13 protein-coding genes are annotated in these 14,741 nt (G+C 55.4%); 7 read left to right on the top strand and 6 right to left on the bottom strand.

Features of this window, described 5'->3' with window-relative positions:
* The first annotated feature begins 146 nt into the window (after positions 1-146).
* The 5 genes from GC56T3_RS15780 to GC56T3_RS15755 all read left to right on the top strand — a co-directional run bounded on the left by GC56T3_RS15780 (position 147) and on the right by GC56T3_RS15755 (position 7,562).
* Entirely contained in the window at positions 147-1,853 is a 1,707-nt protein-coding gene (locus GC56T3_RS15780; protein ID WP_013146331.1) for an ABC-ATPase domain-containing protein, read from the top strand.
* A gap of 430 nt (positions 1,854-2,283) precedes the next feature.
* A complete protein-coding gene (locus tag GC56T3_RS15770; protein WP_013146330.1) occupies positions 2,284-2,652 on the top strand; it encodes a DUF2294 domain-containing protein in 369 nt (122 codons plus the stop codon).
* 333 nt (positions 2,653-2,985) lie between these two features.
* Positions 2,986-4,488: an NADH dehydrogenase subunit 5 gene (locus GC56T3_RS15765; RefSeq protein WP_013146329.1), complete on the top strand. Its 1,503-nt coding sequence runs from the start codon at positions 2,986-2,988 to the stop codon at positions 4,486-4,488.
* Positions 4,481-7,093 (top strand): DUF2309 domain-containing protein, encoded by a 2,613-nt coding sequence (locus GC56T3_RS15760; RefSeq protein WP_013146328.1) that lies wholly within the window; start codon positions 4,481-4,483, stop codon positions 7,091-7,093. Before GC56T3_RS15765 ends, GC56T3_RS15760 begins: the two co-directional genes overlap by 8 nt.
* Positions 7,094-7,244: 151 nt before the next feature.
* Complete coding sequence (locus tag GC56T3_RS15755; protein ID WP_011229948.1) at positions 7,245-7,562, top strand: DUF3870 domain-containing protein; 318 nt, start codon at positions 7,245-7,247, stop codon at positions 7,560-7,562.
* An 84-nt stretch (positions 7,563-7,646) separates the two neighbouring features.
* Here the strand turns inward: GC56T3_RS15755 and GC56T3_RS15750 are convergent, their stop codons facing one another.
* Positions 7,647-8,846, bottom strand: a complete 1,200-nt coding sequence (locus GC56T3_RS15750) for an acyl-CoA dehydrogenase family protein (RefSeq protein ID WP_013146327.1) — start codon at positions 8,844-8,846, stop codon at positions 7,647-7,649.
* A 107-nt stretch (positions 8,847-8,953) separates the two neighbouring features.
* Positions 8,954-10,138: a CaiB/BaiF CoA-transferase family protein gene (locus GC56T3_RS15745; protein ID WP_013146326.1), complete on the bottom strand. Its 1,185-nt coding sequence runs from the start codon at positions 10,136-10,138 to the stop codon at positions 8,954-8,956.
* Positions 10,139-10,630: 492 nt separating this feature from the next.
* Between GC56T3_RS15745 and GC56T3_RS15740 the strand changes: the two genes are divergently transcribed.
* On the top strand, positions 10,631-11,461 hold the full coding sequence (locus tag GC56T3_RS15740; protein ID WP_013146325.1) for a glycosyltransferase family 8 protein: 831 nt from the start codon (positions 10,631-10,633) through the stop codon (positions 11,459-11,461).
* 110 nt (positions 11,462-11,571) lie between these two features.
* Here the strand turns inward: GC56T3_RS15740 and GC56T3_RS15735 are convergent, their stop codons facing one another.
* The 4 genes from GC56T3_RS15735 to GC56T3_RS15725 form a co-directional block, all read right to left on the bottom strand.
* Entirely contained in the window at positions 11,572-11,757 is a 186-nt protein-coding gene (locus GC56T3_RS15735; protein WP_011229952.1) for a YfhD family protein, read from the bottom strand.
* A gap of 89 nt (positions 11,758-11,846) precedes the next feature.
* The gene (locus GC56T3_RS18955) at positions 11,847-11,975 is read right to left on the bottom strand and encodes a YfhE family protein (RefSeq protein ID WP_013146323.1); all 129 of its coding nucleotides are present in this window, start codon (positions 11,973-11,975) and stop codon (positions 11,847-11,849) included.
* Between the two features lie 130 nt (positions 11,976-12,105).
* On the bottom strand, positions 12,106-12,660 hold the full coding sequence (locus tag GC56T3_RS15730; RefSeq protein WP_013146322.1) for a GNAT family N-acetyltransferase: 555 nt from the start codon (positions 12,658-12,660) through the stop codon (positions 12,106-12,108).
* 244 nt (positions 12,661-12,904) lie between these two features.
* On the bottom strand, positions 12,905-13,822 hold the full coding sequence (locus GC56T3_RS15725; protein ID WP_013146321.1) for a TIGR01777 family oxidoreductase: 918 nt from the start codon (positions 13,820-13,822) through the stop codon (positions 12,905-12,907).
* A gap of 93 nt (positions 13,823-13,915) precedes the next feature.
* On the opposite strand from GC56T3_RS15725, the gene recX reads away from it, so the two are divergent.
* Positions 13,916-14,725 (top strand): recombination regulator RecX, encoded by an 810-nt coding sequence (gene recX / locus GC56T3_RS15720; protein WP_013146320.1) that lies wholly within the window; start codon positions 13,916-13,918, stop codon positions 14,723-14,725.
* Positions 14,726-14,741 lie beyond the last annotated feature (16 nt).

Genomic DNA, 14,741 nt, shown 5'->3' with positions numbered 1-14,741 from the left:
TTAGAACAAAGGCAAGGACTGAACATTGCTATGGAAGTGTCACGCAGGATCCATTAGGCATGGCTGGGCATCCTTGGAGTTGGATCCAATTCTGAAAGGTGTCTGTTAGAAGTAGGAGTCAAGGGAAAAAGAAAGGGGATGGCTGGATGGAAACGCTGAGACAACGGCTGCGGTCGATCGATCAAAAAGGCTATAAGGCATATAAAGCGATCGAAGGTACGTATCGGTTTCCAACGTTTACGCTCGCAATTGACCATGTGCAAGGCGATCCGTTCGCTGAGCCGTCCAAGGTCCGCGTGATCGTGCCGCGGGCGAAAACGGCGCTGGCAGCGGAGTGGACCGATACGAAACCGCGCCGCATTCGCTGTGAGGATTTGCTTTTGCGCCGCGTCCACCGCGAATTGCGGCAATGGCCGCTGCGGGCGCGCGGGTCGGGAAAAAGTGGACTCGTCTTGATTGATGCGCCGGGGCAAAAAGTGCTTGAGCGGACGGCGGTGCAAGTGGCTGACGAGACGATCACCGTTTGTTTGTCGGTCGGCTTGCCGGCGAATGGACGGCGCATTTTGGCGAAAGAAGCCGAGGCCATCTTTTTCGAGCAAATTCCATCCGTCATTGAGCGGGCGGTGTACGGCCTTCGGGAAGAAGACATCCGCCCGGCGGTGGAGCTGGCCGATCAGCAGCACGCCATTCGCTGTTATTTGCGCGAGCATGGTTTGGTGGCGTTTGTCAAAAACGGCGCGATTTTGCCGCGGGAGAGCGGAGTGAGCGACAAGCCGCTGCAACATGGAGCGGTGCCGTTTCAAAGCCCGCCGGAGCTGGAGATTGCGATCCCCGTTCCGCATCGCGCTGAACCGATCAAAGGCATGGGCATCCGCAAAGGGATTACGCTTATTGTCGGCGGCGGGTATCACGGCAAATCGACGCTGCTTCAGGCGTTAGAGCACGGCGTGTATGACCATATCGCCGGCGACGGGCGGGAGTTTGTCATCACCGACAGCGGGGCGGTGAAAATTCGCGCCGAAGACGGCCGGAGCGTCGCCAGTGTTGACATTTCGCCGCTCATTGGCACGCTGCCGTACGGCAAAGAGACAACACAGTTTTCGACGGAAAACGCGAGCGGCAGCACCTCACAGGCCGCGAGCATGATCGAAATGATTGAAGCGGGGGCATCGGCGTTTTTGATTGACGAAGATACAAGCGCGACGAATTTGCTCATCCGCGATGGACGCATGCAGGCGCTCGTGGCGAAAGAAGCCGAACCAATCACGCCGTATATCGACAAGGCGCGTCAACTATTTCGCGATTACGGCATTTCGACGGTTCTTGTCGTCGGCGGGTTGGGGGATTACTTCGATATCGCTGATTGCGTGATCAAAATGGAGCAGTACGTCCCGTTTGATGTGACGGGGGAGGCGAAGCGGATCGCTGCAGAGATGCCGTCGGGACGGAAAGCGGAAGGCGGAGAGTCGTTCGGCCACATTCGCGAGCGCATTCCCCTGCCCGAAAGTTTGAACAGCCAAAAAGGAAAAAAAGCAAAAGCCGTCGCGCGCGGACGGCACGTTATTCAGTACGGGCAAACCGATCTATTGCTTTATGCGCTTGAGCAGCTGGTCGATGACAGCCAGACTCGGGCGATTGCCGCGGCGCTGCTGTATATGGAACGAAAAGGATGGCTCGACGGGAAGAAAACCATCCGCCAACTACTCGATGCGATCGAAGAACAATGGGACCGTCAAGGGCTAGGCTCCGTTTCGTTCCGAAAAGGGAATCCGGGTGAACTTGCTCGCCCGCGCCGCTTCGAGCTGGCGGCGGCGCTGAACCGGCTGCGGTCGCTCCGGTGTATAAAGCAGTAGCCAGCTTGGAAAGGAGAAAGCCGGTTTGCTTGTTCTTGGCGACGTTTCCGTGCAGGTTGGATGACGGGGTTATTGGGGAGGAGGAATGGCTTGGTTTTTGTTTTTCCCAGTTGCAACAAAAAATAGGGTCGCAGGATGTGCGGCAAGGGCGTTTGTTTTCCCTGCTGGCCAACGGAACAACGGACGCTCTTGTTTCAACAGGGGCGGCCGTGTGCCGGTATCGACCCAGGCGCGACCGGTGCGGGGCCGCTGCTCTTGTTCTTATAGACGATGCCTCATGCCCTGGCAAAACGCGAATGAATCCGCTTTCTATCGGCGCCTTGCCCATTTTCCTCTAGCGCTATCCATCAATTGCGGCTATAATAATGTTTATCAGTGCAACGTGGCGGATGGCGGTGGGAAGCCGCGGGTTGGTTAGGGGGATCAAGGCATGAACAAGTCAAAAGGTTGGATGGAATCGGAAATCAGCAAAGCGTTGACGAAATGGGAAAAAGATTTTCTCGGCCGCGGCTCGGTGTCAGTGAAAACCGATATTTTGCGCGATATGATTATCGTTTCCCTGCACGGCATCCTAACACCTGCTGAGTACGCTCTTTGTGAATCGAAGGAGGGAATGCTGGCGGTGAAACGGTCGCGGACGAGCCTAGTGGAATCGGGAGTTGATGACTTGAAAGAAATGATTTTGGAAATCACAGGCGAGCAGGTGAAAAGTTTCCATACCGATTTAAGCACCCGAACGGGTGAGCGGATTATTGTCTTTAAGCTGTTCAACGATTTGGAGAAACAGTTGACAAAATAAAATTTTCCATGACAACTCAACAAAGTTATTGTATAATTGAAACAACTTTTGTATAGTAAGTATAGAATAAAATAGTGGACGATGCTGTCGGGAGCCCTTCAAAAAACCTACGCAGGCTTAGGTTCGTTGAAGGGAAACCGACCGTCGCCTGCCGCGCGACAACGAACGGGAGATCTTCAAACAATCGAGCGATGATTGGTTGAAGGTAAACCGGCTATGGGCAATCGATAGGCAATGGAACGGCCTTTTTCGGCCGTTTTGCCTGATTGACATAGCCGGTTTTTTCTTTTTTCTCTCGAACGATGTGCAAGCAGATGAGGGGAGGAGATGGCAATGGGGAACGAATGGTTCGCATGGGGATGGCTGGCGGCGATTGCGGTCGTTTTCCTAAGCGCGATCGTGTGGCTGTCTCCGCGCGTGTCGGAACGATATGTGCATGTGCACGTTTGGCTGTTGCTGTTGCCGGGGGCGGCGGCGCTATTCGGATGGATCGGCGCCGGCGCGGTCGACATCGGCCCGTGGCGGTTTGATGCGACGAGCTGGCTGTCCGCCGTTTATATTTCGCTTCTCAGCTGGGCGATTCAACGGTTTGCGGTTCGCTATTTGCACGGCGACCGCCGCTATCGGTTGTATTTTTCGCTCTTGACTTGGACGTCGTTTGCTGCTTCGCTCACGTGGGCGGCTGATGATTTGCGGTTGGTCGCGGTATGCTGGGGGCTGCCGCTCGCGGGGCTTGTGGCGTTGACTGTATTGAAAAAAGAATGGGAACCGGTTCAGTTTGTCGCTCGGCAGATGAGCGTGATGTTTTTGACTAGTTGGCTCGCTGTTGCCATTGTTGCCGTTTGGCTTGGGATGAGAGGCGGTGAATGGACGCTGGCCTCTATGCTGTCAGCGGAACGGTTGGCTCAACTTGGCTCATGGGAAAAAGCGGTGTTGAACGGGCTGCTCCTATTGGGTGCCATTATTCCGGCCGGTCAGTGGCCGTTTCATCGCTGGCTGATGGAATCAGTCGTGACGCCGACGCCGGTGTCAGCGGTGATGCATGCAGGGCTGGTGAACGCGGGGGGATTGCTGCTTTGGCGCTTTTCTCCGCTTTTTCACGAAACATGGGCGCATGTGGCGCTCTTTCTGATCGCTTTTGCCTCGATTTTGATTGGCACGGGCATCAGCTTAGTTCACGTCGACTATAAGCGCCAGCTTGTCGGTTCGACGATGGCGCAAATGGGCGTCATGCTTGTGCAATGCGCCCTGGGCGCTTACGGGGCCGCAGTAGTGCATTTAGTGTTGCACGGGTTGTTTAAAGCGACGCTCTTTTTGCAGTCCGGGTCCGTCGTGCCGCGAGTCGGTCGGGCAGGATTGCGAAAAACAGGCAGTTCGTGGCCGGGCGGCATCATCCTCGGCGTGCTGCTTGGGTGGGCCTTTTGGCAGGCGGCTCCGCACGAACCGGCCCGGCTGTTGAGCGCGCTTTTGCTTGCGGCCTCGGCAACGGTTGCCTGGGGACGGCTTACGGATTTTCGCGAAGGCCGTTGGCTGGGCTTTGCGGTTGTCGTTGCTTTGGCGTTGGTGTCCGAAACGGTGCGCCATCAATTTATGGCGCTGCTTCATAACGGGATGCCGTCCGCGTTTCTGCCGCCCGCTTCGTTCGAATGGCTTGTCTGCGCTCTGTTTGTTGCCGCGGCGCTGGTTGCTGTATGGATCGCGAACCGGCGCAGTTCCATGCTTGCCATTCAGCTGTACATGTGGCTTGTTCACCTTGGTGAACCGCGTCCGGCGGCGACCGAAGCACACCCGCGTTATTTGGCGTCCTATCTAAAGGAGGGGATGGCTCATGAGTAGAAGCGTCATATCACTTGAACGGTCAACGGAGGCAAAAAAAGCAGCCGCTTGTCCGCTCGAGGCGATTGTCAGCGAAGCGGCGAAGGTGATCGCTCCGCTTTGGCCGATTTCCGCGTTTATCGCCCGCCATCCGTGGATGGGGATGGAAGACAAGTCGTTTGTCGACGCGGCTGACCGACTGCAAGAAGCTTACGGCATCGACTTGTATCCGCCAATGGCCGTTTTTCATGCGGCGCTATCCAAAGGGGAGATTGACGTTTCCTTCATCGAGCGGCGTCTGCAACGATGGTTGGATGACGAGCCGCTTCCTGCGCCGCGCCATGAAGCGGAACGGCTATGCCGCGCCCTCCTTTGGAACGATGCGGTGCCCGAAGAAGCGCTTCAGATGCCGAAACTGATCGAGTTGGCCGCCGCTATGCCGCTGCGCTCTGTTTCCATCCGCACGCGGTCTGTGCGCCTTGGTTTGGAAAAGCGGTTGGATCAACAAATGATCAAATGGTGCAAGCTGTTTTACGATCGGGGAGAGGCGGTGTGGGCGCTACCGCACCGTGAACACGGCTTTTACGGGTCTTGGCGTCGCTTGGCGCCTCTTGATCCATCCTTGTCCAAGGAGGAGCGGAAACGGCTTTTCGATTGGCCTCACCATCCAGAGGAGGCGTTGCAACGGGCGCTTGAGCAGCTCGGGGTGCAGGATGAGGAGGCCGTGGCCTATTTAGAAGCGCATTTATTAGCTCTGCCCGGCTGGGCGGGGATGATGGTCTGGCAATCGCGCCGTGCAGGTGACGAAATCGGCGGGCTGATCAATTACTTGGCCGTTCGTTTGTCGCTGGAGTGGGTGTTCACAGCGCCCCATCTGCCGCTGAAGGAGGAAGAAAACGAAGACGATCGTGCGGTTGGGCCGCTGTTGGCCGCCTGGATCCACTGGGGCGGCATGACGCTGGACGACTGGCGGCGCCTGTCGCTCGAAGACCGCCAAGCTCGTCTGGTGTTCGCCGATCGGTTCTGGCGGATTGGCCGCCGCCATCTTTGGCTTGAGGCGTGGGAAGATACGTATGAAGCGAAGCTGAAAGAAGCGGTTCTCACCCGTCAACCTGAGGAGCCAAAAGAGCAGGCGGCAGCGCAGCTATTGTTTTGCATTGATGTGCGCTCCGAGCCGTTCCGCCGTCATGTAGAGGCGGTCGGCCCGTTTGAAACGTACGGCTGCGCTGGCTTTTTCGGCTTGCCGATCCAAACGCGCGTGCTTGACGGAGATGACGCCCATCCATCTTGCCCGGCGATTGTGGCGCCGCGGCATGAAATCAACGAAACCGCTTCTCCCGAAACGGCGGCGCCGTACCGCCGGCGGCGCGATCTGTTCCGCTTTGTCGGCCGGACGTTTAAAAAAATCAAGCAGCATCTGCTGGCTGGTTTGCTGCTTCCGGAAATGAGCGGCCCGTGGCTCGGTTTGCATACGATCGCCCGCAGCGCGGCGCCGGCTTGGGCCGGGCAAGCCATTCATCAGGCGGAAATGTCGGCGCAACAAAAACCGAAGACGACGCTGTCGCTTGATTGCCAAGGGCATGACGAAACGACTGGGCTGCCGATCGGGTTGACAAAAGAAGAGCAAGTGCAATACGTAAAACAGCTTCTCGTGAACATCGGCCTGACGTCTTCATTTGCCCCGCTTGTCGTCGTCTGCGGCCATGAGAGCGAGACGACAAATAACCCGTATGCGTCCGCGCTCGATTGCGGGGCGTGCGGCGGCGCGGCTGGGGCGTTCAACGCCCGCGTATTCGCCGCGTTGGCCAACTTGCCGCACGTGCGGGATGGATTGGCGAAAGAGGGAATCATCATCCCGGATGAGACCGTGTTCGTCGCCGCTGAACATATCACGACCGTTGACGAGTTGCGTTGGGTGGAAGTGCCGCCGTTATCCGAAGCGGCTGAGGCGGCGTTTCGACAGCTGAAACAAGCGCTTGCCGACGTCAGCCGCCAAGCCAATGCTGAGCGGATGGCGAAGCTGCCGCATGTCGGCGCCATGCCGCGCGATCCGGTTGCCGAAGCCCGACGCCGCGCCGTCGACTGGAGTGAAATTCGTCCGGAGTGGGGATTGGCGGGGAACGCCGCTTTCCTGATTGGGCGGCGGGCGTTGACAAAGGGCGTTCATTTAGACGGCCGGGTGTTTTTGCACAGCTACGATTGGCGCGAAGATCCGACCGGTGAGGCGCTGGCCGGCATCATCGCTGGGCCGGCTACGGTTGGGCAGTGGATCAACTTGCAATATTATGCTTCGACAGTGGCACCGCATCATTACGGAAGCGGCGACAAAACGACCCAGACGGTGACCGGCGGCATCGGCGTCATGCAAGGGAACGGAAGCGACTTGCTAGCCGGCTTGCCGTGGCAGTCCGTCGCCGCATCTGACCGTGAGTGGTTCCACTCTCCGCTTCGGTTGCTCGTCATCATTGAAGCGCCGTTTTCCTATATCGAGCGGTTGCTCGATGAAAACAGCGAATTTCGGCGCAAAGTCCAAAACGGCTGGCTCCGTCTCGCCTCGATTGACCCAGACAGCGGGGCGTGGGTGAACTGGGAGGCAGGCCGTCTTGCGTCGGTACAGCAGCGCTAAAAAGCAACGATATGCCGCTTGCCGGGTTTGTCTGGCCGGCGGCTTTTTTTCGTTGACTGCCAAACGAGGCAGGGAAAATGGATGCACGCCGCGAAATAAGATAGCAGCTGGTATAACAGCAACAGGAAAGACGAGGAAAGAGGGAAAGCGGATGAAAACGCAGTTTATCGCTGGTCATGCGCGGCTGCCGGCCGGAATGGCGGCGAAAAGCCTTTACGATACGCTGACGATCACAGCGGAAATTGATAAAAAATACGGGGTGATCGTGGAGGCATCATGCACATTGGCTACTGAACATGGGCGCGATTACGTGGCCCGCCTGCTTCGCGGCCATTCGCTGCGCGATGGCATCGACGGTCTGCTCGCCGAGCTTGACGAAGGGTATTTAGGGAAAGCCCATTCTGCTCTGTGCGCGGCGCTAAAAGATTTGTACAAACAATATTGCAAAATGGAGGAGAAAGAGCCATAAGCCGCTGCCCCTCATCGGTTGATGGGGGGCAGCGGCGTTTTGGTGCGGGTCAGCGGTTTGGCCGCCCATGATTTCGTTGGTGATTCAGTTTTCAGCCGGCCGCCATGCCGGCAGCGTTTTGCGCAACGGTTTGTCTTGGCGGTAACCGAGCACATATTCGGCCTGCATGATCGTATGAATTTCCCGTGTTCCTTCGTAAATGACCGGCGCTTTCGAGTTGCGCAAGTAGCGCTCGACCGGGTATTCGTTCGAATAGCCGTAGGCGCCATGGATTTGCACGGCATCGTCGGCCGCCTGGTTCGCGTAGTCGCAGGCGATCCATTTGGCGAGCGATGTTTCTCTCGTGCAACGCCGGCCTTCGTTTTTGAGAAAGCCGACTTTGTAAACGAGCAGGCGGCTGATTTGCAAACCAGCTTCCATGCGGGCGATCATTTGCTGGACGAGCTGATGGCGGCCGATTTCTTTGCCGAATGTTTTTCGTTCGTGGCAGTATTTAACGCTCGCCTCAAGACATGCCATAATGAGGCCGACCGCGCCGGCGGCGACGGTGAAGCGGCCGTTGTCAAGCGCTGACATGGCAATTTTGAATCCTTCGCCTTCTTCCCCGAGCAAGTTTTCTTTCGGGACGCGGACGTTGTCAAAAAACAGCTCGCCCGTATTGCCAGAGCGGATGCCAAGTTTCCCTTTAATCGGGCGCGACGAAAAGCCGGGCATCGTCCGTTCGACGATAAAGGCGGAAATGCCGCGGTGCTTTTTCGATTTGTCCGTATAGGCGAATACGAGAAAATGGTCAGCGATGTCAGCGAGGGAAATCCATGTTTTTTGTCCGTTTAAAATGTAGTCATCTCCGTCGCGGACGGCTGTCGTCTGGATGGAAGCGACGTCTGAGCCGGCATTCGGTTCGGTCAGGCCGAATGCGCCGATTTTTTCCCCGCGCGCTTGTGGGACGAGATATTTTTGCTTTTGTTCTTCAGTTCCCCACTGAAGGAGCGTCAAACTGTTCAGCCCGGTGTGAACCGATACGGCGGTGCGAAACGCCGTATCGCCGCGTTCGAGCTCTTCGCAGACGATGGCAAGCGAGTTGTAATCCATGCCCATGCCGCCATATGTTTCGGGAATGCAGACGCCCATTAAATTGAGCTCAGCGAGCCGCTTGAAAATGTTGCGGTCAAATTCGCCGCGCTCATCCCATTCTTTGATATAAGGCATAATTTCTTTATCGACGAATTTGCGCACCGTTTGCCGCAGCATTTCTTGTTCGGGTGTAAAGTCGAAGTTCATCATCGTTTCCATCCCCCTATGCAACTGTTTGTTTTTCATGGTTTTCGTGTCAACGTTCGTTTCCCTTGTTTCAGCGGGCGCTGAAGCGGTTGAGGAGAACAACGGTTTATTCATTGGTTTTTGTCGTGCGGACCGTTTTCAGCGGCCGGTTTGCCTTGCCATCCAGCTTCGACCTCGCCGTTATGCTCGCCGGCCAGCGGGGGCGGCAGCCGGTAAGACACCGCCGTGTCAGACAGTTTCAGTGGGCTGGCGACAAGCGTTAACGGACCGACGATTGGATGGTGCACCGTGACTGTCATCTCGCGCGCCGCCGTTTGCGGATGGCGGAACAGTTCATCGAGCGTCTGCACCGGTCCGCATGGAATGCCTTTCTCGGCGAGAAGGCGCTGCCACTCGGCCCGCGTCCGCCGCTTGATTTCCTCGTTCAGCCGCCGGTTCAGCTCTTCGCGATGGGCGACTCGGCCGGGATTGGTTTGAAAGCGCGGATCGGTTCCAAGCGAGTGATCGGACAACAACGAGCAAAGCGCTTGAAATTGTCGGTCATTGCCGACGGCGATGACGATCGGACCGTCGCTTGCCATGTACGTTGAGTATGGCACGATGTTCGGGTGTTCATTGCCGAGCGGCTTCGGGACGTCGCCGGATAACAAATAATTGGCGGCGACATTGACAAGCGCACTCACGGCGCAGTCAAACAGTGCGAGATCAATTTTTTGCCCGCGCCCCGTTTTCTCGCGGGCCAAAAGCGCCGCTTCGATCGCGATGGCGGCATACAGGCCGGTGAACACATCCGTGACGGCGACGCCGACTTTGAGCGGGCCGGTGTCCGCAGTGCCGTTAATGCTCATCCAGCCGCTCATTGCCTGAATGATATAGTCGTAGCCGGCTAATGGAGCGAGCGGTCCTGTCTCGCCAAACCCGGTGATGGAGCAGTAGATGAGACGTGGGTTGAGGCGCGACAACGATTCATAGCCAAGTTCCCACTGTTCCATCGTTCCGGTCTTAAAATTGTGAATGAGGACATCAGCTGTTTCGGCGAGGCGGCGAATCGTCTCTTGTCCTTCTGCCGATTTTAAATTGACGGTGATGCTTCGTTTGTTTCGATTGACGGCGGTATAGTAAGCGCTCATGCCGTTTTGGAACGGCGGCCCCCAAAACCGGGTGTCATCCGACCCCCCGGGCGCTTCGACTTTGATGACATCAGCGCCTAAATCGCCTAAAATCATCGTCGCATACGGACCAGCCAACACGCGCGATAAGTCGAGCACGCGCACGCCATCGAGCGCTCCTGGCATCGATTTCCCTCCTTTCTGTTTACATGCAAAAAGCCGGTTCCTATACAGCGTGCAAGATAGGAACCGGCTTGAACGGACTGAGAAGGCATTCCGGCGCGGAGATGCCGTCAGGCCGCACAGTTCTTTTTGTGGTCGATGCATAAAAGCTGCCAACGCTGCCTGTCAGGCAACGGGGCTATCGGACAGATGGCAGGGGCCGTCCGGTCTGCACAAGCGGCCAAGCTGGCAGGAGACGGCTTATACGTTTATTATAGTGATTTGTTTGATAATTGTAAATAGTCGAACAAGAAATTCGCCAGCGAAAGCCGGCTGGCGAGGGGAGTAAGGCACATTGCCGCGTTGCTGGCATAGGCCCTTTTCAATGTAAAGGAATGACAAGAAATCGTCGCCCGGTCGGACAATTTGGCATGAAAAGGGCGCAACATTCACCTAAATTTCTATATAATTGTAGAGAAAGGGGAATCGATGACGCAAAAAAGGAAGTGATGGTGCATGTTTCAAGTGTTAGTCACGACAGACGCCAATTATCTTCCGCCGCTGAGAGTCTTGATGCATTCGCTGTTTTGCAACAACCGGCGCTCGTTTACGTTTTACTTGCTTTACTCGCGCATTGCCGAGGAAGAGATTCAGGCGCTTGGCGAGTTTGTTCGCCGGCAGGGGCATGAGCTGGTGCCGATTTACGTTGATCCGCAACTGTTTCATGATGCGCCTGTTTTCCGCCACTATACGGTGGAGATGTATTACCGTCTGGCGGCGCATTTGTTTTTGCCGCCAGACGTCGACCGTGTCTTGTACCTTGATCCGGATATTGTGGCGATCAACCCGATGGATGAGCTGTATGACATGGATTTTGAAGGGAACTTGTTCATTGCGGCTGAGCATACCCATTCGACGAAGGTGGCAAACTTGTTCAACAAGTTGCGGTTAAAAACGCCGAACGCGAAAGGGTATTTCAACACGGGTGTGATGATGATGAACATTGCGATGATGCGCGAACACGTTCGGCTTGCGGACATTTACCAGTTCATTCGCGACAACCGGTTCAAGCTTGTTCTTCCTGACCAAGACGTCTTAAACGGGTTGTACTGGGACAAAATTAAACCGGTCGACTGCTACCGCTACAACTACGACGCGCGCTATTATGACTTTTTGCAGCTTTTGCCCAACCCGAAACACGATTTAGCTTGGATTGAGGAAAACACCGTTTTTATCCATTATTGCGGCAAGGAAAAACCGTGGAAAGACAATTACAAAGGGGAGTTGGGGCGGTTTTACAAACGGTACAGCCAAGTGTTGGAGCTCGAGGGCGAGGCGACGGTGTAGCGCGGCTTGAGAGACGTGTTTAACTAAAGAAAGTCTCTCACTCCAAGCAAAGCGAAGTGGAAGCGGTTCACAGGAAAAAGGCGCCCCATCAAAGCGGGCGCCATGTTCGGTTACTGTTTGCGCTCTTGCCGGCGGATGCCGGCTGCCGCAGCGCGTGCCTGTGCTTCAAGGTCTTCATGGTCGGCAAATTCTGCCGAGTATTCCACATCGATGCCGTCAGATTTCAGCTGTTTCGGCACTTGCGGCAAAGTCGCCTTGTTTTTGTCGCGTGTTCGTTGTCCGCGAGAACGGCCCATCATCCATGCCCCCTATCCAAAAGTGTGAATCGTACGATTCAATCATTAGGATGGCATGGACGGCGCCAGCGTATAAATAGCAATCGTTTCTAATGGCGCGCTTTTTTGGCCGTATAGCCGCCCGCTTGGTCCGCCATTTTAAAATCGCGGGCATAGCTTACTTCTTGGGCGCTTGTCAGCGTATGCTTCGCTTTTTCGCGTTTTCGTTTTTCCGCCATCGCTTATTCCCTCGCTTTGCATCAATATTCCTTTAGTTCCATTTTGCGCAAAATCAGCCGTTTTTATGCGTAAAAAAGAGGATGTCCGTTTGGACAGCCTCTTTTTGCATCAGATGCGCTCTCCCGCGGCTTATGCCTCTTTGCGCTGTTCTTCATTGTGGGCAAAGGAAGGATGGCGCATTGTATAGAGCGTGTAGTTGTCTTTTGTAATTTCGTACAAATTGTATACATCCGAGCCGATTTGCTCGAGCAACGCCCGCCGCGTTTCATTGGCCGGCGTGACGTACGGCAGTTTTTCCGCCGCTTTGATCGAGCGGACGTTGACTTTGCGAATGCGCAAAAACACGGTTTCGATCGACAGCTCATAAAACAGCTCATGGAAAAACGCTTCTTTGGCGCGCCGATTGTAACCGAGCCCGTGATACGGCTTGCCGAGCCACGTGCCTAAAAAGCCGGCGCCATCTTGGATATCAAAGAGGCTGATTGTGCCGATCGGGTTTCCCCATTCGTCTAAAATCGTGCGCGAAATCAATTCGCCACGTTCTTCCGCCTCCATGAGCTGTTTTGTCATGAATAAAAACTCTTCGTACGAGCTGGCTTTTTGGCGCACGAAAGGGAAGACGTCCGGATGCACCATCAGCTCGTACAGCGCATGGCAGTCTTGCAGCTCGCGTTTTTTCAACATGGCCAATCCCTCCTTTGGATGCCGAGGGCAGCCTCCCAGCGGGAACCCACCCTCGAAATTTTTTTATTAAAACTTCATTAAAAAAATTTCGGGGTGGGAATCGAACCCACTAGGACCAGCGCGAGCGCTGGTGACGCACCATTTGCCTTCCCCTTGTTCCTGTCCGTATGCGATTATGACGACAACTAGCCTAAGGTCTCCTTTATCATACACGATCGGAGGCAAAAAGGGAATTGTTTTTTTGTTAATTTTTTTTGGATATTTTTTGTCGGTCATGGGGCAAAAGCAAATCGGTGAGACAGCCTTCCAACGTTGGAAACGAAAAGCGGAAGCCGGCTTGCAATAGCTTCTTTGGGATGACGCGTTGCCCTTCGGTGACAAGCATGCTCATTTCGCCAAGGAGAAGGCGAAGCGCCCAAGCGGGAATCGAAAGCCAATACGGGCGGTGAAGAAGTCGGGCGACGGTCAGTCCAAATTCTTCCATTTGTACTGGATGGGGCGCGGTGAAATTGATGGGGCCGGACAATTCCTCGTGTTCGATGATGTACGAGACCGCGCGCACGACGTCTTCAAGATGAATCCACGATAGCCATTGCCGTCCGCTGCCGATTGGGCCGCCGACAAACAGCCGGTACGGCTTGATCATCATCGGCAAGGCGCCGCCATGTCGGGCAAACACGACGCCAAAGCGAGCGTAGACGGTGCGGATGCCAAGCTGCTCAATCGGACGGGCCGATGCTTCCCATGCTTGGACGGTCTGGGCTAGAAAGTCGCCGCCGTAATCGGTCGTTTGCTCGGTAAATGTTGCGGAGTCCGAAGTGCCGTAAATGCCGATGGCGCTGGCGTTGATAAACAACGACGGGGGGCGGGACAGTGAATCGATGTAGCGGCCCATCGCTTCGGTGGATCGAAGGCGGCTGTCAAGGATGATCTCTTTTTGCTTCGCCGTCCAACGTTTTCGATTGAGCGGCTCCCCGGCTAAATTAATGGCGACATCGACAGCTTCAGGCTTTCGGTGGTTGTCGAAGGAAAGGTAATGAATGTTGCCTTCAGAAGGTTTGGGAGAGCGGGTGAAAATGTAGATCTCATGTCCTTGTTTGGAAAAATGGCGGGCGAGCGCCTGGCCGATCAGCCCAGTGCCGCCGTTGATGGCGATGCGCATCTTGATTCCCCTTCCATTGGTTTATTTTATGACTTCGCTTTTGGTGTCAGAAGTTCCTGCTTATGATACGATAAAAGATAAGGGGGACAAACAATGGGAACGATTGCCGACATTGTCGTAACCGAACAAAATGCTGAACGATTTTGGATTGTCGTGCACCGTGACGGCGCACCGTCGTTGAGATTGACAGTTGATCAAGATGTATTGCTTCAATTCCACTTGAAAAAAGGGATGGAGATCAGCGACGACCTGCTTCAACATATTGTGTATGCCGATGAGGTGAAAAAGGCGTATCAACAGGCGCTTTACTTTTTGGCGCACCGGATGCGTTCGGAGCATGAGGTCGCCGCACACTTGCGAAAAAAAGGCGCTCCGGATTCGGTGATTGATGAAGTGCTCAAAAAACTTCGCGCCGAGCGGTATGTCGATGACGAGGCGTTTGCCGCCGCTTACGTACGCACGCAAAAAAAGACGGCGGCGAAAGGGCCGCTTCTCATCCGCGCTGAACTGGAACGGCTCGGTGTTTTGGGCTGCTTGATCGAGCAGAGTTTGGCGGAGTATACGTTGGATGAACAGATGGCCATCGCCCGCTCGCTTTACGAAAAAGCGAAAAAACAGCGCCGGGCTGAATCGGCTCGCGCGTTTTTGGAACGGGTGCGGCAGCAGCTGATGCGCAAAGGGTTTCCGCATGAGGTGATTGCCGCCGTTTTGGCGGATGGCGGCGCTCATACTGAACAAGAAGAACGGGAGGCGCTCAGTGTTCAGGCGGAGAAAGCGCACCGCCGTTATGCGCACCACCCGCGGCCGCTTTATGAGCAAAAGATGCGCCAAGCCCTGTACCGAAAAGGATTCGCACTTGACTTGATCAATGAATGGCTGCGCATGCACGGTAATGACGAGTGATCTCGAATGAAAGGAT

Source organism: Geobacillus sp. C56-T3, from assembly GCF_000092445.1.
Taxonomy (GTDB): Bacteria; Bacillota; Bacilli; order Bacillales; family Anoxybacillaceae; genus Geobacillus; species Geobacillus thermoleovorans.
The sequence above is the reverse complement of the archived record's forward strand: the minus strand, read 5'-3'. Positions and strand labels throughout refer to the sequence as shown.